Source organism: Sphingobium lactosutens (assembly GCF_013393185.1).
Lineage (GTDB): Bacteria > Pseudomonadota > Alphaproteobacteria > Sphingomonadales > Sphingomonadaceae > Sphingobium > Sphingobium lactosutens_A.
Genome location: NZ_QJQX01000037.1, coordinates 37,810 through 62,323, shown reverse-complemented (window position 1 = coordinate 62,323; position 24,514 = coordinate 37,810). Strand labels below are relative to the sequence as shown.

Genomic DNA, 24,514 nt, shown 5'->3' with positions numbered 1-24,514 from the left:
GCGCATGAACGCCATAGTTGACCTGTCCGTCATCGTCGAAGAAGCCCGTCTGTCCGATCCGGTGGTGGTCGGGGAGATTGATCGATGGGTGCTGGCGCATCCGCAATCGACGCCCTTTCATCGCCCCGGCTGGATCATGGGCGTCGAAGCAGGGACCGGGCAGAAGGCGAAGATGCTGGTCGCGCGCAAGCCCTATGGCGCGATCGCGGGCATTTTGCCGCTCACCCATATCCGGTCGGCTTTGTTCGGCCGGGCGCTGGTAAGCAGCGGCTTCGCCGTCGACGGCGGCCTGCTGACCGATCATCGCCGGGCCGGGACGGCGCTGGCTGATGCCGCCTGGACGCTGGCGGAAAAGCTGGGTTGCACCACCCTGGAACTGCGCGGCGGCGAAGCGCCCGGCGACGCCGTCTGGCAAAACAAGGCCGATGCCTATCTCGGCTTTTCCCGACCGCTCGCTGTCGATGACGAAGCGGAACTCAAGGGCGTGCCCAAGCGGCACCGCGCGGAAATCCGCAAGGGGCTGGCCAATGATCTGTCGTTCGAGATCGGCCGCGACAGGAGGCTTCGCGACATCCACTATCGGCTCTACGCCCATAGCGTGCACAATCTGGGCACCCCGGTCTTCCCGCGCGGCCTGTTCGAAGCTGTGCTGGATCGGTTTGGCGATGGCGCAGACATCGCCATGGTGTCGAAGGACGGAAAGCCGCTCTCGGCCGTCATCAGCCTCTATCATCGCGGCGCCTGCATGCCCTATTGGCACGGTGCGGCGGAAGGCGCGCGGACGATGCGATCGAATGAGGCGCTCTATTTCCAGCTGATGGGCAGCGCGCGGGAACGCGGCTGCACGACATTCGATTTCGGCCGGTCGAAGGTCGGCACCGGTCCCGCGGCGTGGAAGAAGACATGGGGTTTCGAAGGCGAACCGCTCGGCTATCACCTCCGCACCGCGCCGGGACATGAGACGCGCGACGTCAATCCGCTCTCGCCTCAATATCGGCGCAAGGTCGAGCTGTGGAAGAAGCTGCCCGAGCCGATCGCCAACCTGATCGGCCCGCATATCGCGCGAGGGCTGGGGTGACGGGCGAGATACTCTTCCTCTGCCACCGCATCCCCTTCCCGCCGGATCGTGGCGACAAGATCCGCTCCTGCCATATCCTGAAAAGGCTGGCGGAGGTGGCGCCGGTTCATGTCGGCTGCTTCGCGGACGACGATCGCGACATGGGCTTTGCCGGCGAACTGGCGCAGGTCGCCGCCAGCCAGTGCGTGCTGATGCGCGATCGGTCGAAGATCGTCGCCGGCCTTACCGGCCTTGCAAAACACCAGTCGTTGCTGATTTCGCTGTTCGATCATCCCGGCCTGCATCAGTGGGTCGCCCGCACGCTCGCGGATCGGCCGATCCGCGCGGTTTTCGCCTATTCGGCGCAGATGGCGCATTTCGTGCCCATACTCCCGCGCGACATCCGCTTCATGATGGATTTCGTCGACTTCGATTCGGCCAAATATGCGACCTATGGCGCGCAGGGCAGCGGTCCCATGGCCTGGATCAACCGGCGCGAGGGACGGCTGCTGTTCGATTTCGAACGGCGCATCGCCGATCGCGCCGCCGTCTCCAGTTTCGTGAGCGAGGCCGAAGCACAGATGTTTCGCGCCGCCACCGGCCTTGATGCGCGCCGCGTGGTCGCGATCGAAAATGGCGTTGCGCTCGACTATTTCGATGCCGCCGCCGATTTCGCGCCGGTCGATGCGGAGCTTGATTTGGGACAGGGGCCGTTACTCGTCTTCACCGGGCAGATGGATTATCGCCCCAATGTCGAGGCGGTAGAGAGCTTCGCCCGCGACACCTTGCCTGCGATCCGCGCCGCCCATCCCGAAGCCCGCTTCGCCATCGTCGGTCGCAACCCGGTCAAATCGGTGGGGGCGCTGGCAGACCTGCCCGGCGTGATCGTGACTGGCGGCGTGCCCGACGTGCGCGGCTGGCTGGCGGCAGCGGACGTGGTTGTCGCGCCGCTGCGGATCGCGCGCGGCATCCAGAACAAGGTGCTGGAAGCGATGGCGATGGCGCGTCCGGTGGTGGCCTCGTCGCAGGCCGCCGAAGGCATTGACGCCAGCCACGACGCGCATCTGTTGGTCGCCAACGACCCCGCGCAGGAAGCGGAAAAGATCATCGCCCTGCTCGCCGACCCGACCCGCGCGGCAGCGCTGGGGCGGGCAGCGCGGGCGCGGATGGAGCAGCGCTATCGCTGGTCGGCGACGCTCGATCGTCTGCCCGACCTGCTGTTGGGTGAGGCGCTGGTCGCATGACCGATCGCGCCATCGCACCCGATCGCCTGCCGCTCATCGACCTGACCGGCTGGCGCGGTCATCTGACGGCACTGGGCGTCGTTGCGTTCGTCATATTGTCGCTCTTCCTCGACGATGTCGGGACGATGCTGTCGATCTGGTGGAACGCTTCCACCTTCGGCCATTGCCTCTTCATTCCCTTTCTCATCGCCTGGCTGGTGCAGCAGCGCCTGCAGGGGCTGCGCGCCTTGCAACCGATGGCCTGGGCGCCGGGGCTGCTCTGGCTGGGCGCGGGCGCCTTTGCCTGGCTGCTGGGCGCGGCGGCGGGCGTGGCGATGATCCGGCATGGCGCGCTGATCGTCATGCTTCAGGGCGCGACCATTGCATTGCTCGGCCCGGCGGTCGCCCGCGCGCTGCTCTTTCCGCTCTTCTACGCCTTCTTCATGGTCCCCTTCGGCGAGGAGATCGTGCCGCCGCTGCAACTGGTGACGGCGCGGCTCGCCATGCTGCTGCTCGACCTGTCGGGCGTGCCGGCGCATATGGAGGGCATCTTCATCACCACGCCGACCGGCTATTTCGAGGTGGCCGAAGCCTGTTCCGGCGCGAAATTCCTGATCGCCATGACCGCCTATGGTGCGCTGGTCTGCAATGTCTGTTTCACCCGCTGGTCGCGCCGCATCCTCTTCATGGCCGGTGCGCTCGGCCTGTCGGTGCTGGCCAATGGCGTCCGCGCCTTCGCCACCATCCTCGTCGCGCATCTGACAACGGTCGACGCAGCGGTCGGCTTCGACCATGTCGTCTATGGCTGGGTTTTCTTCGCGATCATCATGATCGTCGTCATGGCGACCGCCTGGCCCTTTTTCGACCGCAAGCCCGGCGATCCCTGGTTCGACCCGCGTGCGCTCCAGCGGGAAGACGAGGGTGGCGGCCCGGTGGGCAAGGTCGTGGGCGGCGCACTGACGCTGGTCATCGCCGCGCCGCTCTGGCTCGCCGCCACCGCCGCCGCCGCCGATCCCTTGCCGCCGGTGCTGGAAATGCCGTCGGTCGAGGGCTGGAGCCGCACCGGCGCGCCGCAGGCCTATCCGTGGAAACCTCGCTTCGACGGGGCGGATCATTTCGTCAGCGGCCGCTACACCAACAGTAATGGGCAGGTGGTGGACCTCGCCATCGCCACCTATGACCGGCAGGAGGATCAGCGCGAACTGGTCGGCTTCGGTCAGGGGGCGGCCGATCCCGACAGCGAATGGGTCTGGTCTTCGCCCGCTCGCGCGCCCGTCGAAGCGCGCGGCGAGCAGATCACCGCGCCCGGCCCGGTGGTCCGCCATGTGGTGAGCTTCTATGTCGTGGGCGACGGTATGCCGACCGGCAGCAAACCGACGGTCAAGCTGGAAACGATGAAGGCTCGCCTGCTGGGACAGGACCAGCGCGCCGTCGCCATCCTCGTATCGGCAGAAGAGGTGGAAGGCCGCCCCTCCGACAAGGCCATATCCGCCTTCCTGACCGATCTGGGCGACGTGCGGGTTTTGGCTGACCGCAGCATCAGTATCCGCTAGAGGTCTTTCGCATGTGCGGCATAGCGGGCATCTTCCACCTCGAAACGGCCAAGCCGGTCGATCCCGCGCGGGTCCGCGCCATGCTGGACGTGATGCCGCATCGCGGCCCGGACGGCAGCGGCATCTGGACCGCGCCGGGCGTCGGCCTTGGCCATCTGCGCCTGTCGATCATCGATCTGGCCGGCGGCGCGCAGCCGATGCTGACCGAGGACGAGAGCCTCGCGGTCGTCTTCAACGGTGAAATCTACAATTTCGCGGAGGTGCGCGCCGATCTGGAGGCGAAGGGCCATGTCTTCCGCACCAGCAGCGACACCGAAGTCATCCTGCATGGCTATCGCCAATGGGGCGAGGAATGCGTCAGCCGCTTCAACGGCATGTTCGCCTTCGCCCTGTTCGACGCGCGCGCGCAATCGCTCTGGCTGGCGCGCGACCGGCTGGGGGTGAAGCCGCTTCATTATGCCCTGCTGTCCGATGGCAGCCTGATCTTCGGATCGGAACTGAAAAGCCTGCTTGCCCATCCGCTGCTGCGCCGCGCGCCGGACCTGTCGGCGGTCGAGGACTATATGGCCTACGGCTATGTGCCCGACGACGCCTGCCTGGTCGCGGGCGTGCGCAAGCTGGGCGCGGGCGAGACTCTGCGGCTGGTGCGCGGTCGCCCCCTGCCGCAGCCGCAACGCTATTGGGACGTCAGTTTCGCCGACCGCAGCAAGGCCAGGCCCGAAGCGCTGGAGGAGGAACTGGTCGCGCTGATGCGGCAGGCGGTGCGTTCCCGCATGGTGTCGGACGTGCCGCTCGGCGCCTTCCTGTCGGGCGGTGTCGACAGCAGCAGCGTCGTCGCGCTGATGGCCGAAGCCTCGACCCGCGCGGTCAAGACCTGCACCATCGGCTTCGACGTCGCCAGCCTGGACGAAACGGCCTATGCCGATCGCGTCGCCCGCCGCTTCGCCACCGATCATCGCAGCCGGGTCGTGTCGCCTGACGATTACGGGCTGATCGACACGCTGGCCTTCCATTTCGACGAGCCTTTCGCCGATGCCTCCGCGCTGCCCACCTATCGCGTCTGCGAACTGGCGCGCGAGCAGGTGACGGTGGCCCTGTCCGGCGACGGCGCCGATGAGGCGTTCGCCGGTTATCGCCGCCACCGTTTCCAGATGCAGGGGGAACGGCTGCGGTCGATGATCCCGGCGTCAGTCCGCCAGCCGCTGTTCGGCACGCTCGGCCGCCACTATCCCAAGGCCGACTGGGCGCCGCGCTTCCTGCGCGCCAAATCGACCTTCCTCGAACTGGCGGGCGAGGGCGGCGAGGCCTATGCCGCCTCGGTTGGCGTGACGCCGCCAGCCCTGCGCCAGCGCCTGTTCAGCCAGGAGATGAAGAGCCGCCTTGGCGCCTATCGGGCCGAGGATCGCTATATCAAGGCGATGGCGGATGCACCCGCGCGCGACGCGCTCGACCAGGCGCAATATGCCGATATCCGCATCTGGCTGCCCGGCGACATCCTGACCAAGACCGACCGGATGAGCATGGCCGTCAGCCTGGAAGCGCGCGAGCCGCTGCTGGATTATCGGCTGGTCGAGTTCGCCGCGCGTCTGCCCGTCGCCCAGCGCATTCGCGGCAATAGCGGCAAATATCTCATGAAGAAGGCGATGGAGCCGTTCCTGCCGCAGGACATACTCTATCGCCAGAAGATGGGTTTCGTGACCCCCATCAGCGCCTGGTTCCGCGGCGCGCTGGCGGGCGAGGCGACCGCGATCGCGGGCGGCTCCGCGCTGGCGAAGACCGGCTGGTTCGACACGAAGATGCTGGCGAAGGTCGCGGCCGATCATCGCGCCGGCCTGTCCGATCATGGCCGGCTGCTCTGGCAATTGCTGATGCTGGACAAGGCGCTGACGCGATTGTTCGGGGTCTAGGCACAGCCCGCATAAGCGTGCCCCCTTGCAACCCGCGCGCGCCGGTGCCAACGGGACGCATGACGACAATCAGGGCGCATCAGTGACAGTCTCCAAGGAAATCGTGCGGCTGCGGCTCTATGCGCTGTGCCTAGCGGGGGACATGGCGGGGCTGTTCTGCGCCTTTCTCGCCGCCAACTGGTTCGTGCTGGGCGCGCTTTGGGGTGAGCCAGGCAAGCCGCATGGCTTGGTGATGTTCGCCATGGTCGCGCCGCTCTACGCGCTGCTGGCGGTGCAGGGCGGCGCCTATGGCATAAACACGCTGGACCATGTCCGGCGCGGCATTTCCCGCGCGCTGCTGGCATTGGCGCAGGCGGCGCTGCTGATGCTGCTGATCGTCTATCTGGGCAAGATCGCCGAGCAGCTGTCGCGTCTGACCTTCCTGACCGGCCTCCTGCTGGGCGCGGCGACGCTGGCGATCGTCCGCATCGCCGTCGCGCGGCTGGCGGTCAGCCTGCTGGGCGATGTGCCGCATTTGACCGCCGTCATCATGGACGGGGTCGCGATCGAGACCGGCCCGCATATGGACATCATCCAGGCCGATGACGCCAATCTCCATCCCGAACGGCATGACGCCGACATGGCCGCGCGGCTGGCGGCGGCGGTCGGCATGGCGGAGCGGGTGATCGTCGCCTGTCCGCTCGAACGGATGGACGACTGGTCGGCGGCGCTCAAGTCGCTCTCCGCCCGTGGCGAGATCGTCGTGCCCGAACTGCTGCGCTTCGCCCCGGCGCGGGTGGACGAATTCGACGGCCAGCCCACCATAATCGTCGCCGGAGGCCCGCTTCAGTTCCGTGCGCGCCTGATCAAGCGGCTGTTCGACCTGATCGTCGCCAGTATCGCCACCATCGCCCTGTCGCCGATCCTGATCGGTGCCGCGCTTGCGGTGAAGCTGACCAGCCCCGGTCCGATCCTGTTCCGCCAGCCCCGCATCGGTAAGGATGCGCGGCCCTTCTCCATCTACAAGTTCCGGTCGATGCGCACCGAGGCGAGCGATCACAAGGCGGCGACGCTCACGAAGCGCGACGATGATCGCGTGACCCGCGTCGGCGCCTTCCTGCGCAAGACCAGCATCGATGAACTGCCGCAGCTGTTCAACGTGCTGAAGGGCGAGATGAGCATCGTCGGCCCGCGCCCCCACGCCGCCGCCGCCAAGGCGGGCGACAGCCTCTATTGGGAGGTCGATGCCCGCTATTGGGAACGGCATTGCATCAAGCCGGGCATGACCGGACTGGCGCAGGTGCGCGGCCATCGCGGGGCGACCGACCATCATCAGGATCTGATCGACCGCCTGCGCTCCGACCTTGAATATGTCAGCGACTGGTCGATCTGGCGCGACATGCGGATCATCGTGGCGACCTTGGGCGTGCTCGTCCACCACAAGGCCTATTGAGCCGATGGCGACCAACCTGATCCTCGCCGCGGTCCTGCTGTGCTGCCTGATTGCGGTGGTCTGGCCCTTCCTCTTCTACCCGCTGATCCTGCGCGTGCTGTCCACACGGCCGGAGCAGCCGGTCGCGGGGTCGCTGCCCAGCGCGTCGCTGCTCTTCTGCGCCTATAACGAAGCCGACGCCATGCCGGAAAAGCTCGCCAATCTGGCGATGCTGAAGCGTCGCTATCCTACGCTGGAGTTTCTCGCCTTCGACGATGGATCGTCCGACGGCACCGGAGACCTGATCGCGGCACAGGGCGACCTCGTCACGCTGCTGCGCGGCCCCGGTCGCAGCGGCAAGGCGCACGGCATGAAGCAACTCGCTGCGCGGGCGCGGGGCGACGTGCTGATCTTCACGGACGCCAATGTGCTGCTGGATGAGGAAGCGGTCGAGCGGCTGCTGGCCCGCTATGCCGATCCGCAGATCGGCGGCGTACTCGGCTCGCTCCACTATATCGGCGCGGACGAAAGCGCCACCGCCTCGGTCGGGTCGCTCTACTGGCGGCTGGAAGAGAAGCTGAAGGACGAGGAATCGCGCACCGGCAATGTGCTGGGGGCGGATGGCTCCATCTTCTCGATCCGGCGCAGCCTCTATCCCGATTTTCCCGACAGCGTCCTGGACGATCTCACCGTGTCGATGGCGGTGGTCTTTGCGGGCAGGCGGCTGGTCAAGGCGAAGGACGTCATCGCCCGCGAACGGCTGGTGACGGCGCGCAAGGACGAATATCGCCGCAAGGTGCGGATCGCCGCGCGCGCCTGGCACACGCACAACCACCTGCGCCCGCAACTGCGGCAGATGGCGGCGATCGACCGTTTCAAATATGCCTCGCGGAAGATCGTCCGCTGGTTCGGCGGGGTCTTCATCCTGACCGGCGCGGTGGCGGCTGGCGCGCTGGCGCTGCGCATCTCGCCCATGCTCTACATGGCCGGTGCGCTGATTGTCGTCTTCGCTGTCTGGATCGGCGTCCGCTCAAAAAGCGGCCCGCTCGCGGCGCTGGTCGACGTGCTGATCGCCTATGCCGCCACCCTGCAGGGCGTACTCAAGGCGATGAGCGGACGCACCGTCACGACATGGAACCCTGCCAAGTCGCGCTGACCCTCTCGCCAAGGCCGCGCGATATTGTATAGGCCGATCCTGACCCCAAGCGGAGAATGACGTGATTACTGTCCAGCGGGTGGCCAAGGCCGCCGGCAAGCATCTGACCAAGGCGGCGCTCAAAGTCCGCAAGGCGCTGGGCGCGCGCGCAACACGCGGCTGCCCGGCCTGCGGCGCAACCGTGGTCGGTTTCTTCCGCTATGGCGACAATGGCGAATGGGGATGCCCGCAATGCGGCGCCTCCCCGCGCGAGCGACTGATGAACTGGCTGATCCAGCAAGGGACATTGACCGTACCGGCGCAGGGCGCGATCCTGCACATGGCGCCCAATGAGGGCAGCCTAGTGAAGCGCTTCTCCGCCGCCGCCGACTATGCGCCCGCCGATCTCGACCCCGCGCGCTATACCGTGCCGAACATGCACCGCGTCGACCTGATGGACCTCAACGACGCGGACCGGTACGACCTGTTCTACGCCAGCCATGTGATGGAGCATGTGCCAGACGACATGGCCGTGCTGCGCAACATCCTCCGGGCGCTCAAGCCCGGCGGCGAGGCGTGGCTGATCGTGCCGCTGTGGGGCAAGCCGACCGAGGATGGCAGCTTCGACATCCCGCCGCGCGAACGCGAACGCCGCTTCGGCCAGTGGGACCATGTCCGCCAGTACGGCCCTGATTTCGCCGACCGTATCCGCGCTGCCGGTTTCGAACTGGAGGAGATCGACGCCGCCTCGATCGACGTCGCCACCCGCCATTTCTACGCCCTCGACGATCGGCTGTTCAGGGCGCGCAAGCCCGCATGAACCGTCTCGCACGGATGGAGGGCAGCGCCCGCATCCTGGCCCTGGTGAAGCTCGCCAATGTCGGGCTGGTGCTGATCTGGGGCTTTGCCGTCACCTTCGTCTTCGTGCGCGTCCTGCCGATCGCCGAGTTTCAGGCCTTCCTGCTACTGGTCGCCTTCGGCAATTTCACCATTTCGGCCGAGTTCGGCCTGACCAGCATCATCTACGCCCGGCTGCGCCAGCATTGGCTGGCCAGAGACGGTGACAGCGGCGAAGGCGCGACCGATGGTGGCTTCCGGCTGGAGGAGATGGGCGTGCTGTTCCTCTTCCTCGGCCTGCTGGTCGCAGGCGGAACGCTGATCCTGATCGCCGCTCTCCTGATGGGATGGCTGGCGACGGGGATGCCCCTGCTATTCCTGCTCTTCTTCCTGTCGGCCTGCCTCAACCTGCCGGGCCTGCTCGCCAAGCGGGCGCTGGCGGCGGTGGATGGCAATTTCCTGTGGGAAGGGCTGGACTGCGCGCGCCGCGTCGTGACGATCGGGCTGCTGCTGGCGATCCTGGCGGGACTTGACCCGCGCCTGTCGGTGGCGCTGCAACTCATCGCGAGCATCGTGGTGATCGGCTATGCCATCGCCCATGTTCATCGGCGGCTGAACATGACCCACCGCCACTGGCTCGCCTTCCGGGTCGGGGGAGGTCATGTTCGCGCCCATTATCTGCGCGATATCGGCGCGTCGGCGGCGTTCACCGTGTCGGACATCATCGCCTATAATGCGCCCTATTTCACCATCGCGGCGATGACGTCGGATGCGCGGCCGATGCTGGTGTTCGATTTCTTCTTCAAGATGTCCAGATCGCTGTCCATGCTGGTGCGCGCGATGGTCGAGGCCGCGCTGCCGCGCATCACCCGCGCCTTTCATGCCGGGGACCGGGTAAGGCTCCGGCAATTGCTGCGGCGGGCACTGGGCGCGGCGATGGTCTTCGCGGTAGCCCTCGCGGGGGTGCTGCTGGTGGCAGGCGACCGGCTGTTCGCGATCCTGTTCGACGGGCGCGCGGCGGTCGACCGGGCGGATATCGGCCTCATCATCCTTGCGCTGGCGGCGCTCACCATTCTCTGCGTCTCGGTCTATGTGCAGGCGGCGCTGGGACGGTTCAGTCAGTTGCTGGCGCGCTCGCTGCCCTTCCTCGCCGGGTCGCTGGCGAGTGCGCCGCTGGCGCTGCTGCTCTGGCCCGACCGCTTCGACCTCGCTTTCCTTGCGCTCTACGCCCTGACGCTGCTGGGCGTGGCGGGGCTGCATCTCCTGTCGCTCAAGCGGCTGCTGCGCGCATGAAGGTCGCGATGCTCGATCCGTCGCTCTTCACCGGGCGCTATGACGACAGCCTTTGCGCGGCGCTGGCCGGGCAGGGGGCTGAGGTGACATTGCTTGGCCGCCCGATGCGCGCAACCGACGCCATCACACCGCAGGGCTATGCCTATCTCCCGCACTTTTTCCGCCATAGTGAAGCGCTGCGCGACAGACTGGGCGAGGGCCGCGCCTTCCGCCTCGCCAAGGCGGCGGAATATGGGCTGGCCTGCGCGCTGGGCGACATCCGTCCGCTGCTCTCCGCCGATCTGGTCCATGTCCAGTGGCTCCCGCTCGCGCCCGCCGATCGCCTGATGCTCCAGCGGTTGAAGGGCCGGACTGCGCTGGTCCACACCGTCCATAATGCCGACGCCTATCATGCCGATGCAGGGCTTCAGGGCCGGGGCTATCGCGCACTGCTCGATCTGTTCGACGCGCTGGTCGTGCATGGCGACACGACCCGCGATGCGCTGGTCGGGCAGGGCGTCGATCCGGCGCGCATCCATGTGACGCCGCACCCGCCGATGCGTCTTGCGTCCGCATCCTCGCAAGACCTCGCGGCCATCGCCACGCCGACCCTGCCGCGCCTGCTTTTCTTCGGCACGATCCGCCCCTATAAGGGCGTCGACCTGCTCATCGAGGCCTGCCTCCAGCTCTGGCGTGCGGGCTATCGTTTTGAACTGGCGCTGGCGGGCAAGCCCTTCATGGATGTTGCGCCGCTGACCGACGCCGTTGCGCAAGCCGGTTTTGCCGACCGGCTCATCACCGATTTCGGCTTCCTGACCGAAGGCCGGCTCGACGCGCATATGACGCGTGCCGACATGCTGGTCTTCCCCTATCGCCATATTGATTCGAGCGGCGCATTCCTGTCGGCGCTCCACCATGGCAAGGCGATGGTGACGTCCGACGCCGGCATGTTCGGCCAGTTGCCCGACGGCGTCGCGGTGCGCGCGGCGGCGGGAAATGCGCCCGCCCTTGCCCAAGCCCTCTTGCCGCTGATCGAAAGCGCGGCCATCAGGCAGGAGCATGGCGCGCGGGCGCGGGCCTATGGTGACGAAATGGGGTCTTGGAAGGATATGGCGGTGGCGACGATCGGCATCTACGAACATGTGCTGGCCGGGCGCGCATGAACCGCTATCTGCGCGAACTCGCCGACCGCAGGCTGGCGGTGCGCCTCGCCCTTTCGGGCCGCGTCCATCAATATCCCGAAGTGCAGGCATTGAAGCGCTTCCTGTCGGCCTTCGCGGTCGACTGCCTGTTCGACGTCGGCGCCAATCGCGGCCAATATGCGACGATGGTGCGCAAGGATGCGGGCTATAAGGGGCTGATCCTGTCGTTCGAGCCGAACCCGGACGTGTTCGCCGAATTGCAGAAAGCCGCCGCGTCCGACCGCAACTGGCATGTGTTCAATATGGCTCTGTCCGACTTCGACGGTACCGCCAGCTTCAATATCATGGCCGCAGACCAGTTCAGTTCGCTGAAAAAGCCGTCCGGCGAACAGGACGCCATCTTCGCCGATCGCAACAAGGTGACGAAGACGGTGGAGATGCAGTGCCGCCGCCTCGACAGCATGCTGCCCGAACTGGCGGCGCAGCATGGCTTTGCCCGGCCTTTCCTGAAGATGGACACGCAGGGCCATGACCTGTCGGTCTGCGAAGGCGCGGGCGATGTGCTGGGCAAGATGCTGGGCGTGCAGACGGAACTGGGCGTCCGCCCCATCTATGAAGGCGGCACCGGCTATCGCGCGATGATCGACTGGCTGGAGGTGCGCGGCTTCGTGCCCTCCGCCTTCTTCGCCAATAATAAGGGGCATTTCCCGCGGCTGGTCGAAATGGACGGTATTTTCGTCAACCGGACACTGGTCGAGGATTGAGCGTGACCACGCTCGCCCGCCATGTTTCCGCGCGCCGCCTGTTTCTGGCGGGGGCGATCGGTCTGGCGCTGTGGCTGGGGGCGACCTTCCTCTGGCATGTGACCTATCGGCAGGGGGTCAGCCTTGCCGTCATCCTGCTGCTGGACCAGGATTTCCCGGCGCTGCTCGGATCGCTGCTGCTGCTGGCTCTGGCCGCGCCATGGGCGGAAGGAAAGGGCTTTGCGTTGCCCCGACCAACCGCGCGGATCGTGGTGCCGCTGATCCTGCTGCTCGGCATGGCTGCCTGGGCCGGCCATTATGCGCTGTTCCAGGATTATGCGATCAGCCGAGACGAGGAAGTGGCGCGCTTCGCCGCCGCCTATATGCGCGAAGGCTTGTTCGCGCGGCCGATCCCGATCGAATGGGAACCCTATCGGCGGGCGATCATGCCGGAATTCTTCTCGCCCTTCGGCGCGGCGGATTACTGGACGGCGGCCTATCTGCCGGTGAACAGCGCGATCCAGGCGATCTTCTGGCAATTGGGCGATCCCAATCTGGCCGGGCCGGTGCTGCTGATGGCGGGCCTGTTCGCGCTGTGGCGCGTGGCGCTGCACCTGATGCCCGACCGGCCGGATGCGGTATGGGTGACGGTGCTGCTTGGCTTCTCGTCCAGCCAGCTCTGGGTCACGGCCATGACCCCCTATGCCATGACCGGCCATTTCGCGCTCAACATGATCTGGCTGGCGCTGGTGCTGCGCGGCGGCGTGGTCGGGCATCTGAGCGCGGGCGTCGTCGCGCTGATCGCGGCGGGGCTGCATCAATGGCATTTCCCGCCCATCTTCATCGCGCCCTTTATCCTGTGGATGCTGCTGGCGCGGCGCTGGACGGTGGCGGCCTTCCATGCGCTGACCCTGGTCGCGATCGTTATCGTCTGGGCCAAGCTGTGGCCGGGCTTCCTGCTCCACGCGCTGGGCGCGCCGGCCGACGTGCGTCCTTCGGCAGGCGTCGCCGACAAGGTGGGCAGCCTGTTCGAGCGACTTGGCGATCGCTGGCAGCCGCTGGTGAACATCAGCCGCTATGTCGCCTGGAACAACATCCTGATGGTGCCGCTGGCGGTGCTGGGCATGGCGGCGATGCGATTCCGCGCCATGATCCGGGGACAGGAAATAGCGTTGCCGCTGGCGCTCGGCTGTCTGGCGGGGTGCGTGCTGGCATTGGCGCAGGGCTATGGCTGGGGCTTCCGCTACGCCCATGGTTTCATCGGGCCCTTCTGCCTGCTTGCGGGGTTAGGCTGGGCGCGTTTCCGGCCCGAAGGTGCGATGCGACCGATCTTCATTGGCCTCGTCATCACCGCACTGTCGAGCGCCTTCCTCGTCTGGCGGACGCATGAGTTCGTCGCGCCCTATGCGGCGAGCCACAAGCTGATCGACTCGAGCCAGGCGGACGTCGTGCTGATCGATCCGCGCGGCGGCCTCTACGTCACCGATCTGGTGCGCGGCCGCAATGGCGTGCCGGGCAAGCCGATGGTGATGAACCTTGGCATGTTGACGCTGGATCAGGTCGATATGCTCTGTGGCTCCTATGTGGTCGAACTGTTCGACCGTGCCGAATTCCGTCCGCTGGGCGTGCCGCTGGCGCGCTGGAACCTCAGTCGTATGGACACGCTGCGCGCCCATATGAAGGAAGCGGGCTGCGACAAGCCGGTCCAGCCGCCGTTGCCCGAAACGTTCGAGGACGCTTTGAACGCGGCGGATAATGCGATGTAAGCGAAGGGTTGGAGCACGCTCTATCTGCTCGGATGTAGCGTGCTCCAAGTTTTTGTGATCGCATCGTTTTAGGCGGAAAACCGGTGCCCACTTTTCCGCACGATGCTCATTGCCCCTTCACATAGACCCGCTTGCCGCCGATCCAGGTTTCCAGCACCTGGGTCTGGCGGATATCCGCCGGGCGCGCGGCGCTGATGTCGCGGTCGATCAGCAGGAAGTCGGCGCGCTGGCCGGGGATCAGGCTGCCGAACTTCTTCTCGGCAAAGCCCGCATAGGCCGCCTGCCGGGTGAAGCCGTCCAGCGCGGCCTCGAAACTCACGCGCTGTTCGGACATCCAGCCGCCGAACGGTTCGCCTTTCGCATCCTCGCGGCTCATGGCGACGGCGATGCCGGGGAAGGGGTTGGGGCTTTCCACCGGCACGTCCGAGCCGAAGGCCAGCGGCACGCGATTGTCGAGCATCGACTTCCACGCATAGGCGCCCTTCAGCCGCGCCTCGCCCATGCGCGCGGTCGCCATGCGCCAGTCCGACGCCTCATGCACCGGCTGCATCGACGCGATCGCGCCCAGCGGGCCGAAGCGCGGCAGATCGATAGGGTCGACGATCTGCGCGTGCTCGACGCGCCAGCGCCGGTCGCCCTTATAGGTGTCGTTCAGTTCCTGAATTGCGTCCAGTATTTCGCCATTGGCCGCGTCGCCGATAGCATGGACCGCGACCTGGAAATTGTCCATCGCCGCGCGGCTCATGATGTTGCGCAACTGCGTGCCGGGAATCATGGTGAGGCCGCGCTGGCCGGGCGCGTCGGCATAGTCAGCCTTCAGCCACGCCCCGCGCGATCCCAGCGCGCCGTCGAGCAGCAGCTTGATCCCACCCATGCGCAGATGATCGTCATAGAGCCAAGGGGTCGGCTCCGGCCCGGCGATCAGCACCATATTGTCCAGGCCATAGGCGTAGGACATGATCCGCACACGGAGCGCGCCGCGATCGGCCGACCGGCGGAACGCCTGCCAGTCATCGATGCTGGTGCCCATGTCGGCGATGCCGGTGATGCCCATCGACAGCAGTGCTCGCTGCGCCTTTTCCAGCGCGAGGTCGCGATCCTTCGGCGCAGGCGGCGGCACGAATTTCTGGATCAGGTCCATCGCCTTGTCCACGAAAACGCCCGAAGGCTTGCCCGCGGCCATCTCGACCCGGCCGCCCGCCGGCGCCTTGGTCGCGGCAGTGACGCCCGCCGCGCGGATGGCGGCGCTGTTGGCCCAGCCGGCATGGCCGTCTATTCGCTCCAGCCAGACCGGAATGTCGCTGACGGCCGCATCCAGTTCGGCGGCGGTGGGAAAGCGGCCCAATCCCCAGGATTCCTGGTTCCAGCCGGTGCCGATGATCCATTTGCGCCCCGGATTAGCGGCGACATAGGTGCGGATCTTCTCCTGCGCCTGCGCTAGCGACGTCGTGTCCGACAGGTCCAGCGTGATGAGCGACAGGCCGTAGCCCATGACATGGCCATGCGCGTCGATCAGGCCGGGGATCAGCGTCTTGCCACCCGCGTCCAGCTTGAACGTCGGTCCCTTGGGCCGTTCGGGCCAGGGCTGGCCGCGCTTGGGCTTTTTGGGCTTGTATTCGGGTTCTTCGTAGCGGCCGGGGAGCAGCTTCTCGACCTTGCCGTCATCGTCGATCATCAGCGCGCCGAAATGGACGATCCTGCCATTCGCATCGAGCGCGATGCCGTTCACATTGTCGATCACGCCCGACGCAAGCGCGGGCAGGGGCGCCAGCGCAAGAGCTAGGGCGGCGCTCTTCAGCGCGCTCGAAGACAGAAATCGGGTCATGCTCGGGTAATTCTCCGCACCAGTGCGCTGGTGTCCTGTCGATGGCCGCCCATGGCCTGCACATCGGCATAATATTGATCGATCAGTGCCGTCACCGGCAGGGTGGAGCCATTGGCCCGCGCTTCCTCCAGCGCCAAGCCCAGATCCTTGCGCATCCAGTCGACGGCGAAACCGAAGTCGAACTCGTCCTGCGCCATCGTCTTCCAGCGATTGTCCATCTGCCAACTTTGCGCCGCACCGCCCGATATCGCCTGAAACACGACGTCGAGGTCGAGGTCCGCCGCCTGCGCGAAGCGCATCGCCTCCGCCAGACCCTGGATCACGCCGGCGATGCAGATCTGGTTCACCATCTTGGTGGTTTGCCCCGCGCCCGCGCCGCCTACATGGACGATGCGCGCGGCATAGGCCTGCATCACCAGATTGGCCGCCGCGACGGCGGGTTCGCTGCCGCCGCACATGATGGAGAGGCGGCCATTTTCCGCACCGGCCTGCCCGCCGGATACCGGCGCATCGACGCTGTGGATGCCCCGGCTCTCACCCTCGACGAACAATTGCCGGGCGATCCGCGCCGACACGGTGGTATGGTCGATGAACAGAGTGCCCGGCTGCATGGCGCGGAACGCGCCTTCCCGGCCCAAAGCGATCTGCGCCAGATCATCGTCGGTGCCGACGCAACTGATGACGATCTCGGCATCCTCGGCCGCCTTCGCCGGGTTGATCGCCACCTGCCCGCCATAGGCCTCCGCCCAGCTCTTCGCCTTGCCGATGGAGCGGTTGTAGACCGTCAGATCATGGCCTGCCCGCGCCAGATGGCCCGCAATCGGTCCACCCATGATTCCCAAGCCGATAAACGCGATCCTAGCCATCAAGCCTCGTACATTTCGTGCGTGCACCCCCGCCATAAGGCCAGTTTTCCGACAGTGCCAGTTTCTTCACCCGCAATTTTCGTTTAGGGGGCGTGGCCATGAACACGCTAGCCAAGATCGAAAGCGCACTGCCGCTGCCTGTCACCGTCGACGATATCCTTGCCGCGCGCACCCGAATTTCGGGCGCGATCGTCAAGACGCCAACGCTGATTAGCCAGACGTTTTCCGACATGCTTGGTTGCAAGGTCTATCTGAAGTTCGAAAATCTGCAATTCACCGCCGCCTATAAGGAACGTGGCGCGCTCAATCGTCTGCTGCAACTGGATGAAGCATCGAAGGCGAAGGGCGTGATCGGCGCGTCCGCCGGCAATCACGCACAGGGCCTTGCCTATCATGGCAAGCGTCTGGGCGTGCCGGTGACGATCGTCATGCCGACCACGACTCCGATCGTGAAGGTGACGCAGACGCGCGGCCATGGCGCGACCGTCGTGCAATATGGCGAAAAGTTCGACGACGCCTATGCCCACGCCCGCAAGCTGGAGGTGGAGCAGGGGCTGACCTTCATCCACCCCTTCGACGAACCCGACATCATGGCCGGGCAGGGCACGGTCGCGCTCGAAATGCTGGAGGATGCGCCGGAAATCGATACGCTGGTCATTCCGATCGGCGGTGGCGGCCTGTTTTCCGGCATGGCGACGGCGGCGCGCGCGATGAAGCCCGATATCCGGCTGATCGGCGTGCAGGCCGAACTCTATCCGTCCATGTATGACTTCATCAAGGGCGCGGACCTTGCCTGCGACGGCGATACGCTGGCCGAGGGCATCGCGGTCAAGCAGCCGGGCGAACTTACCCGCCGCTTCGTCGAGCGGCTGGCGGACGATGTCGTGCTGGTCAACGAGCGTCGTCTGGAAGAGGCGGTGAGCCTGCTGCTGCAGATCGAGAAGACCGTGGTCGAGGGAGCGGGCGCCGCCGGCCTTGCCGCGCTGCTGAGCCATCGCGAACAGTTTGCCGGCCGCAATGTCGGCCTGATCCTGACCGGAGGCAATATCGACACGCGCTTGCTGGCGAATGTGCTGCTGCGCGATCTGGCCCGGTCGGGGCGACTCGCGCGCCTGCGCATCATCCTTCAGGATCGTCCCGGCGCGCTGTTCCATGTCGCCCGCATCTTCGACCAGGAAGCGGTCAACATCCTCGAACTGTCGCACCAGCGCATCTTCACCAACCTGCCGGCCAAGGGACTCAGCCTCGACGTCGAGTGCGAGACGCGCGACGGCGCGCATCTCGAACGGCTGATAGCGGCGCTGCGTGAAGCAGGCTATGAGGTCGCACCGATCGAGGTCGCATAATGGGACGTGCCGCCCCCGAAAATTCGTAGTAAATGCCCTTTTCAGGCGGGCAGCGTCGCGGCATAATTCATTCATGAACCAGCAACGGTACAGCGTGGGACCAGGGGGGGCAACATGACGGCGGCCTTTCGATTCCCTCGCTTCTTTGTCACCAATCCCAGCCCTTGCCCCTATCTGCCGGGCAAGAGTGAGCGGAAGGTGTTTACCGAACTAAGCGGCGAAAATGCGGCCGAACTCAATGATGCCCTGGGCCGGATCGGGTTCCGCCGCAGCCAAAATGTCGCCTATCGGCCGAGCTGCGCCGATTGCACCGCCTGCGTGTCCGTCCGCGTCGTCGCCAATGAATTTCAGCCCAACGCGACCCAGCGCAAGCTGATCCGCCGCAACAACGACCTGATCGCCACGGCCTGCAAGCCCTGGTCCACCGAGGAGCAGTTCGCGCTGCTGCAGCGCTATCTCAATGCCCGTCATCCCGGCGGCGGCATGACCGAAATGGACGAGATGGACTTTGCCGACATGGTCGAACAGACCCCGGTCGACAGCCATGTCATCGAATATCGCGAACCGGGCATCGACGGGCGCGTCGGCAAGCTCGTGGGCGCCTGCCTGACCGACCGGCAGGGCGACGGTCTGTCGATGATCTACAGCTTCTTCGACACCGAATTGCCGCATCGTCAGGGGCTGGGCAATTATATCATCATGGACCATATCCTGCGCGCGGCGCGCGCTGGGCTGGCCTATGTCTATCTCGGCTATTGGGTGAACGGGTCGGCGCGGATGCAATATAAGGTCCGCTATCGCCCGCTCGAAAAGCTGGGGCGCAACGGCTGGGTCCGTTTCGATCCCGACGAGCAGGAGCAGGCCATGCGGGATGTGCCGCGCCGCGACGAGCCGCCCTTGCCGGTCGAACTGGCGGCGATCCTGCGCAAATAATTCTATCGGAAGCGATTTGCTCGCTCCGTCATGGCGGGCGAGTGGGCCAATTCTTTAACTTTTCTTGGTAGCCGCTTTTCATGGACATGATGAAGGCAGCTGGACCAGGGGGGGGCGGTGGATCGCTTTGCTGATCACCGTTTCGACGACGCGCGGCTGATCCCCTGGTGGGATCATGCTGCGCGCTACCTGCTCTCCTTCCAGAATGACCTCCTGTCTTCGTCGCTTTTCGATCCGCTTTCGCCTGCCCTGTTTCGCTGGATAGCCGATCATCGTGGCCGCATGCTGGCCTGGCGTGCGGAAGCCGGTCGTCCTCCGCTGCGATTCGCCGGGCAGCCCTCCGGCTTGTCCTGGCGAGAGGCCTTCGACCGGGCGGATGTGCGCAGATTGCTGGCGGCGGCGGCGCTGGATCGCCCTGATCCCCTGACGGTGCACTTGCACTGTGCCGATGGCGGCCGGCGCTGGTGCCGTCTGCGCCTGCGCCGGACCCGCGCGACCGACGGCCGGATATTTGTCTTCGGAACGGTCGAGGACATCCAAGATTGCCATGAATCCGACGCGCTCGCGCTGGAATCCGCGCTGGCGGAAAGCCGCGAACATTATCGCTGGTCGGTCGATCTCAGCCCCCAGGTGCCCTGGACCGCGGCGCCGGACGGCGGCATCGAGGAAGTGGGGCCGCGCTTCGAGGATCTGACCGGCATGGCGGTGGACGATGCGCGCGGGACGGGGTGGATGGCTGCCCTGCATGCAGAGGATGTCGAGCGGGTGGGCGCGCTCTGGGCCGACCGGCTTGCCAGCGGGGAGCCGGTCGATGTCGATTATCGCATCCGGTTGCGAGACGGCAATTTCCACTGGATGCGCGCCCGCGCAGCGGCGCGACGCGATTCGAAGGGAAAGATCATCCGCTGGTACGGGACGCTGGAGGATGTGCATGCGCGCCGCCTGGCGCAGCGTGACCTGGCCGACAGCGAAGAGCGGTTCCGGCTCGCGGTCCAGTCGGCGCGGCTGGGCATCTGGGATTTCGATGCGGCCACCGGCACGCGCAACTGGTCGCCGGAACTGCGTGCGATGCTGGGCGTGCCGGACGATGCGCCCGCCACCAACACCCTCGCGCTTTCCCTCGTGCATCCGGAGGACCGGGACGATCTGCGCGCCATGCTGGAGGCGGTGGCGGCGGGCACGGTGCCGCCGCATTTCGAGGCGACGCTGCGGATCCACCGCGCGAATGACGGGGCATTGCGCTGGATCAAGAGCACGGGCTGGACCACCCGCTACGAGGCGGCCCGGCCACAGCGGATCATCGTCACCTTTCTGGACGTCACCGAACAACATGATGCCGAGGAGCGGATCCGCTGGGCAGCGACGCATGATCCGATGACGCTCCTGCCCAACCGCGCGCGCTGGCAGGCCCGGCTGGAGGAAATGGCGGCCGATGCGATCCAGCGAGACATGCGCTTCGGCATGCTGCTGCTCGACATAGACGATCTGAAACGCACCAATGATTCGCTCGGCCATGATGCCGGGGATGCCTTGCTTCGTGCCTTCGCGGTGCGGCTGGCGACCGTGGCGCCGGCCGACGCGGTGATCGGTCGGCTGGGCGGTGACGAGTTCGGGCTGATCGCGCCGTCGCTCAATGACGGGCCGGCGCTCGAACGCTGGGGCAATGAGCTGGCCGAACAGTTACGCAAGCCGCACATGCATGAGGGGCGCTCGCTCGATTGCGGCGTCAGCATGGGGGCAGCCCTGTTCGGACGGGACGGGGATGCCGCTGACGAACTGTTCAAGGCTGCGGACCTGGCCCTTTATGCCTCAAAGGCGGCGGGGCGGGGGCGGCTGACGCTGTTCCATTCCAACCTGCGCGCCGAGGCGCAGCAGCGCGGTTCGATGATCCGCATGGCGCGGCAGGTGATCGCCGACGATTTGGTGATGCCCTATTATCAGCCCAAGGTCGACCTGCGCAGCCGCAGGGTGCTGGGCTATGAAGCCCTGCTGCGCTGGCGCCACCCGCGTCTGGGCGTGCAATTGCCCGGCAGCATCGCGGCCGCGTTCGACCATGGCGAGATCGCCGTGGCGTTGACCCAGCGGATGCTCGACACCGTCTTGCACGATGTGCGGCAATGGCTGGAGCAGGGATATGATCCGGGGCGGGTCGCGATCAATGCGTCCGCTGCCGACTTCACCCAGGCTGGCTTTGCCGAGGGCGTGCTGGAGCAGTTGAGGCGCTTCGCCATTCCCACCGTGCATATCGAGATTGAGGTCACGGAAACGGTATTTCTGGGCCGTGGCGCGGATCAGGTGGAAAGTGCGCTGCGCCAGTTCGCGATGGCGGGCGTCCGGGTCGCGCTGGATGATTTCGGCACCGGCTATGCCTCGCTCAGCCATTTGAAACATTATCCGGTGGATGTGCTCAAGATCGACCGGAGCTTCGTCAGCAATATCGTCGAGGATGAGGGCGACGCGGCCATCGTCGACGCCATCGTCCGGCTGGGAAAGAATTTCGGCATGGAAGTGGTCGCCGAGGGAGTGGAAACGGAAGAGCAGGCGCAATTGCTGCTCCGCCGGGGCTGCATCATCGGCCAGGGCTTCCACCTCGGGCGACCACAACCCTTTTCCTCGATCCTTCCGCACCGCTGAAGGCCTGGACGTCCAGGCCTTCAGCCACGGTCATTTGCAGCGGCAGGCGGGCCGGACCCGGCGCACCGGTTTCCGGTAAGCGACCTTCTCGGTCACATATGTCGTTGTCGTCGTGGTGGTCACGGCCGGTTGTACCGTCACGGTGGTCACGGTCGGCGCCGGATAATAATAGCCGCCCGAAATATAGCCGCCGGCCGGACCCGGCATCGGTCCCGGTCCATATCCCCAATGCGGGCCGCCATAAGGCGGCGCATCATAATCGACGCCGGCGCCGCGGACATCGCCCTCGAACCGCCCTTCATAGGTGCCGCTGACCTTGCGGCCGTCGTCGGTGGTCCAGGTGCCGGTCCAGCGGCCATCATATTCGTTGCTGCCATATGCGTCACGGCCATATGCGTCACGGCTGGTCACGACATCGTCTTCATACCCATAGCCGTCGTCATAGCCCACGCCGGGGCGACGCGGCGGCGGGGCATGGCGCGGCGCATCCTCCGCCTTGTCGATCGCCATGCCGGCGACCGCCCCGACCCCGGCACCGACCAGCGTGCCGGCGGTCCGGTTGCCGCGTCCGGCGATGCGATTGCCCGCGACGCCGCCCACGACCGAGCCGATCGCCGCGCCGCCGACGCCATCGTCGCGTCGAGGCGCGTCATGGCGATCGTCATAGCCGCCCTCATAGCGGCCCCAGTCGACATCGCTGCGATAGTCATAGACCCGGCCGTACCGGTCGGTCATGACCGCATCGTCATAATAGCGCGACCAGCCATAGCCATAGGTGGGCGCCGGCAGGCCGTATGCGCCGTAATTGGCGATATAATAGCTGGGGCTGATCCAGTAGCGCGGCAGGACATAGCCATGGACGGGACGCCGATAGGCGGCCCAGCCGCCGGGCGCACGCCAGCCGGCATACCAGCGGCCATTGTGGCGCGGTCCCCAGCGATGGGTGCCGTTCCAACTCATGCCGGGGCGCGGCCCCTGCATGCCCGGCCGGCCACCCGCAAAGGCCGGCGTGCCCGCACCGATCAGCGCCAGACCGGCGCCGATCAAGGCCAGAGTCGGCATCCGCATATCCTGTCTCCCCGTTGCCACAGAACGCCCCATGGAAGGGCGCAATCAAAAAGCTAACGCGCTGTTTAGCATGATGATCCGCCTGCATCCACGCGTCCGGCCGCCTTGCCCTGTCCCGAAACGGGGCGGGCAAGGCGGGTGGGCGGCGGCGGGGATGGGGCGTCAGGCGATCCGGCTGGCGATCCGCGTGGCGAAGGCTTCCAGACCTTCGGCATCCTCGGCGTCGAAGCGGGCGATGCGCGGGCTGTCGAGATCCAGAACGCCGACGACGCGGCCCTCGACGATCAGCGGCACGACGATCTCGGACGCGCTTGCTGCATCGCAGGCGATATGGCCCGGAAAGGCATGCACGTCGGGAACGAGCTGGGTTTCCCCGGTCTGCGCTGCCGTTCCGCACACGCCTCGGCCCAGCGGAATGCGGATGCAGGCGGCCTTGCCCTGAAACGGCCCGAGCACCAGTTCGCCATCGACCATGCGATAGAATCCGGCCCAGTTGAGATCGGGCAGATATTGCCAGATCAGCGCGGACAGGTTCGCCATATTGGCGATTCCGTCCGGCTCGTCGCGCGTCAGCGCATCGGCGGCGGACAGCAGATCGGCATAAAGGGTCGCCTTGTCGGCGTCGGCAGCGGGGGTAAAGTCGTACATGGGCGCGATGTAGGCGCTCGGTACGGTTCTGACCAGAGGAACCGCGTCAATCCATCTGCACCTTGCCGCGCCCCTGCTTCACCGAACTGCGCGCCTTCTTGGCGTCGACGCGGCGGGCCTTGGCGGCCTTGCCGGGCTTGGTGGCGATGCGGCGGGCGTCGCGTTCATGCGCCCTGGCGATCAGTTCCATGAGCCGTTCGCGCGCATCCTGCCGGTTCGCCTCCTGCGTGCGGAAGCGATTGGCCTGGATCAGTATCTCATTCGCCGATGTCAGCCGAGATCCGGCCAGTTCCTTGATCTTGCGATAGGCATGGACCGGCAGGCCGAGCCGGAACAGGTTGACGCGCAGTTGCACCGCGGTCGCGACCTTGTTCACATTCTGGCCGCCGGGGCCGCCGCCGGTGATGAAACGCTCTTCCAGCGCGTCATCGGGAATCTCAAAGTCCGGCATCGTCCAGTATCTCCGGCCCGAAGCCGGCCGCGACGAAGGTGGCGGGCAGCGGAGCGGTCGCTTCCGCCGGCGGCTTGTCGCCACGCGGCACGCTCAGGAAACGGCTGTGGAGCAGCATCGCGCCGACGCCATCGCCATAGACCGGATCGCCGACGATGCCGAAGCCAAGACCATGCTGGGCATGAACGCGAATCTGATGGGTGCGGCCGGTTTCGGGGGTGAAGGCGATCAGCGCGCGGCCATCCTTTTCCGCCAGCTTGCGCCAGTGGGTGACGGCGGGCTTGCCCGCTTTGGCCGCGATCATGCGCCATCCCTGCGCGGCGGTGCTGACCTTCTTGAGCGACAATTCGATCGTGCCCTCATCTTCGGCCGGTACGCCTTCCAGTACCGCGACATAGCGTTTCGTGACCGTCCCCGCCTCGAATGCGGCGGCGAAGCGCTTGTGCGCCTTGGGGTTGCGCGCCAGCAGCAGGCAGCCGCTGGTGTCCCGGTCCAGCCGGTGCACCGGCAACGGCCAGCGCTGGAAGCCGAAGGTCAGCGAGGCGAGATGATTTTCCAGCGCGATCGACCCGTCGCGCGGCGCGTCCACCGGCAGGCCGGCGGGCTTGTCGAGGATCAGCGCCTCGCCATCGAGGAACAGGACATGGTCGGTGAGCAGGGCCAAGTGGAGAAATCCGATCGAAGTAAAATGGGGGGG

The 24,514-nt window shown here is 66.2% G+C and carries 20 protein-coding genes; 14 read left to right on the top strand and 6 right to left on the bottom strand.

The genetic code is table 11. The features are described from left to right. The first annotated feature begins 4 nt into the window (after positions 1-4). The 11 genes from DM806_RS07845 (at position 5) to DM806_RS07795 (ending at position 14,046) form a co-directional block, all read left to right on the top strand. The gene (locus tag DM806_RS07845) at positions 5-1,078 is read left to right on the top strand and encodes a FemAB family XrtA/PEP-CTERM system-associated protein (RefSeq protein ID WP_179042676.1); all 1,074 of its coding nucleotides are present in this window, start codon (positions 5-7) and stop codon (positions 1,076-1,078) included. After that, positions 1,075-2,301, top strand: coding sequence for a TIGR03087 family PEP-CTERM/XrtA system glycosyltransferase (locus DM806_RS07840; protein WP_179042675.1), 1,227 nt, complete (start codon positions 1,075-1,077; stop codon positions 2,299-2,301). Before DM806_RS07845 ends, DM806_RS07840 begins: the two co-directional genes overlap by 4 nt. Continuing rightward, positions 2,298-3,833, top strand: coding sequence for an exosortase A (gene xrtA, locus DM806_RS07835; RefSeq protein ID WP_179042674.1), 1,536 nt, complete (start codon positions 2,298-2,300; stop codon positions 3,831-3,833). Before DM806_RS07840 ends, xrtA begins: the two co-directional genes overlap by 4 nt. 11 nt (positions 3,834-3,844) lie before the next feature. Further along, positions 3,845-5,740 carry an XrtA/PEP-CTERM system amidotransferase gene (locus DM806_RS07830; RefSeq protein ID WP_179042673.1) on the top strand — a complete coding sequence of 632 codons (1,896 nt, stop codon included), beginning with the start codon at positions 3,845-3,847 and terminating at the stop codon, positions 5,738-5,740. Positions 5,741-5,765: 25 nt separating this feature from the next. After that, positions 5,766-7,172, top strand: coding sequence for an exopolysaccharide biosynthesis polyprenyl glycosylphosphotransferase (locus DM806_RS07825; protein WP_218647406.1), 1,407 nt, complete (start codon positions 5,766-5,768; stop codon positions 7,170-7,172). A gap of 4 nt (positions 7,173-7,176) precedes the next feature. Further along, positions 7,177-8,307, top strand: coding sequence for a glycosyltransferase family 2 protein (locus DM806_RS07820; protein WP_179042672.1), 1,131 nt, complete (start codon positions 7,177-7,179; stop codon positions 8,305-8,307). 61 nt (positions 8,308-8,368) lie between these two features. Beyond that, a complete protein-coding gene (locus DM806_RS07815; RefSeq protein ID WP_179042671.1) occupies positions 8,369-9,106 on the top strand; it encodes a class I SAM-dependent methyltransferase in 738 nt (245 codons plus the stop codon). Next, complete coding sequence (locus tag DM806_RS07810; protein ID WP_179042670.1) at positions 9,103-10,416, top strand: hypothetical protein; 1,314 nt, start codon at positions 9,103-9,105, stop codon at positions 10,414-10,416. Before DM806_RS07815 ends, DM806_RS07810 begins: the two co-directional genes overlap by 4 nt. Then, a complete protein-coding gene (locus DM806_RS07805; RefSeq protein ID WP_179042669.1) occupies positions 10,413-11,558 on the top strand; it encodes a glycosyltransferase family 4 protein in 1,146 nt (381 codons plus the stop codon). The genes DM806_RS07810 and DM806_RS07805 overlap by 4 nt, the downstream gene beginning before the upstream one ends. Next, complete coding sequence (locus DM806_RS07800; protein ID WP_179042668.1) at positions 11,555-12,301, top strand: FkbM family methyltransferase; 747 nt, start codon at positions 11,555-11,557, stop codon at positions 12,299-12,301. The genes DM806_RS07805 and DM806_RS07800 overlap by 4 nt, the downstream gene beginning before the upstream one ends. 2 nt (positions 12,302-12,303) lie before the next feature. Continuing rightward, positions 12,304-14,046 carry an MFS transporter gene (locus tag DM806_RS07795; protein ID WP_179042667.1) on the top strand — a complete coding sequence of 581 codons (1,743 nt, stop codon included), beginning with the start codon at positions 12,304-12,306 and terminating at the stop codon, positions 14,044-14,046. A 106-nt stretch (positions 14,047-14,152) separates the two neighbouring features. On the opposite strand, the gene DM806_RS07790 is transcribed toward DM806_RS07795, so the two are convergent. Then, the gene (locus DM806_RS07790; protein WP_179042666.1) at positions 14,153-15,871 is read right to left on the bottom strand and encodes an amidohydrolase; all 1,719 of its coding nucleotides are present in this window, start codon (positions 15,869-15,871) and stop codon (positions 14,153-14,155) included. After that, the gene (locus DM806_RS07785; RefSeq protein WP_179042665.1) at positions 15,868-16,737 is read right to left on the bottom strand and encodes an NAD(P)-dependent oxidoreductase; all 870 of its coding nucleotides are present in this window, start codon (positions 16,735-16,737) and stop codon (positions 15,868-15,870) included. The genes DM806_RS07790 and DM806_RS07785 overlap by 4 nt, the downstream gene beginning before the upstream one ends. A gap of 98 nt (positions 16,738-16,835) precedes the next feature. On the opposite strand from DM806_RS07785, the gene DM806_RS07780 reads away from it, so the two are divergent. The 3 genes from DM806_RS07780 to DM806_RS07770 all read left to right on the top strand — a co-directional run bounded on the left by DM806_RS07780 (position 16,836) and on the right by DM806_RS07770 (position 21,650). After that, positions 16,836-18,083, top strand: a complete 1,248-nt coding sequence (locus DM806_RS07780) for a threonine ammonia-lyase (protein ID WP_179042664.1) — start codon at positions 16,836-16,838, stop codon at positions 18,081-18,083. Positions 18,084-18,197: 114 nt separating this feature from the next. After that, positions 18,198-19,016 carry an arginyltransferase gene (locus DM806_RS07775; RefSeq protein WP_179042663.1) on the top strand — a complete coding sequence of 273 codons (819 nt, stop codon included), beginning with the start codon at positions 18,198-18,200 and terminating at the stop codon, positions 19,014-19,016. A 117-nt stretch (positions 19,017-19,133) separates the two neighbouring features. Next, complete coding sequence (locus DM806_RS07770; RefSeq protein WP_179042662.1) at positions 19,134-21,650, top strand: putative bifunctional diguanylate cyclase/phosphodiesterase; 2,517 nt, start codon at positions 19,134-19,136, stop codon at positions 21,648-21,650. A 30-nt stretch (positions 21,651-21,680) separates the two neighbouring features. Here DM806_RS07770 and DM806_RS07765 read toward each other — a convergent pair whose 3' ends face one another. The 4 genes from DM806_RS07765 to DM806_RS07750 form a co-directional block, all read right to left on the bottom strand. Continuing rightward, on the bottom strand, positions 21,681-22,718 hold the full coding sequence (locus tag DM806_RS07765; RefSeq protein WP_179042661.1) for an RcnB family protein: 1,038 nt from the start codon (positions 22,716-22,718) through the stop codon (positions 21,681-21,683). Positions 22,719-22,880: 162 nt separating this feature from the next. Next, positions 22,881-23,366, bottom strand: coding sequence for a GAF domain-containing protein (locus tag DM806_RS07760; RefSeq protein WP_179042660.1), 486 nt, complete (start codon positions 23,364-23,366; stop codon positions 22,881-22,883). A 46-nt stretch (positions 23,367-23,412) separates the two neighbouring features. Beyond that, positions 23,413-23,817 (bottom strand): alternative ribosome rescue aminoacyl-tRNA hydrolase ArfB, encoded by a 405-nt coding sequence (arfB, locus tag DM806_RS07755; RefSeq protein ID WP_179042659.1) that lies wholly within the window; start codon positions 23,815-23,817, stop codon positions 23,413-23,415. Beyond that, positions 23,804-24,481 carry an RluA family pseudouridine synthase gene (locus tag DM806_RS07750; protein ID WP_179042658.1) on the bottom strand — a complete coding sequence of 226 codons (678 nt, stop codon included), beginning with the start codon at positions 24,479-24,481 and terminating at the stop codon, positions 23,804-23,806. Before DM806_RS07750 ends, arfB begins: the two co-directional genes overlap by 14 nt. Positions 24,482-24,514: the final 33 nt, after the last annotated feature.

Bases quoted from the DNA above. Each gene is read 5' to 3' on its own strand.
- DM806_RS07790 (WP_179042666.1), bottom strand. From the start codon at position 15,871: ATGACCCGATTTCTGTCTTCGAGCGCGCTGAAGAGCGCCGCCCTAGCT.
- DM806_RS07760 (WP_179042660.1), bottom strand. From the start codon at position 23,366: ATGTACGACTTTACCCCCGCTGCCGACGCCGACAAGGCGACCCTTTAT.
- DM806_RS07845 (WP_179042676.1), top strand. From the start codon at position 5: ATGAACGCCATAGTTGACCTGTCCGTCATCGTCGAAGAAGCCCGTCTG.
- DM806_RS07765 (WP_179042661.1), bottom strand. From the start codon at position 22,718: ATGCGGATGCCGACTCTGGCCTTGATCGGCGCCGGTCTGGCGCTGATC.
- DM806_RS07780 (WP_179042664.1), top strand. From the start codon at position 16,836: ATGAACACGCTAGCCAAGATCGAAAGCGCACTGCCGCTGCCTGTCACC.
- DM806_RS07820 (WP_179042672.1), top strand. From the start codon at position 7,177: ATGGCGACCAACCTGATCCTCGCCGCGGTCCTGCTGTGCTGCCTGATT.
- arfB (WP_179042659.1), bottom strand. From the start codon at position 23,817: ATGCCGGACTTTGAGATTCCCGATGACGCGCTGGAAGAGCGTTTCATC.
- DM806_RS07805 (WP_179042669.1), top strand. From the start codon at position 10,413: ATGAAGGTCGCGATGCTCGATCCGTCGCTCTTCACCGGGCGCTATGAC.
- DM806_RS07775 (WP_179042663.1), top strand. From the start codon at position 18,198: ATGACGGCGGCCTTTCGATTCCCTCGCTTCTTTGTCACCAATCCCAGC.
- xrtA (WP_179042674.1), top strand. From the start codon at position 2,298: ATGACCGATCGCGCCATCGCACCCGATCGCCTGCCGCTCATCGACCTG.
- DM806_RS07810 (WP_179042670.1), top strand. From the start codon at position 9,103: ATGAACCGTCTCGCACGGATGGAGGGCAGCGCCCGCATCCTGGCCCTG.
- DM806_RS07800 (WP_179042668.1), top strand. From the start codon at position 11,555: ATGAACCGCTATCTGCGCGAACTCGCCGACCGCAGGCTGGCGGTGCGC.
- DM806_RS07785 (WP_179042665.1), bottom strand. From the start codon at position 16,737: ATGGCTAGGATCGCGTTTATCGGCTTGGGAATCATGGGTGGACCGATT.
- DM806_RS07830 (WP_179042673.1), top strand. From the start codon at position 3,845: ATGTGCGGCATAGCGGGCATCTTCCACCTCGAAACGGCCAAGCCGGTC.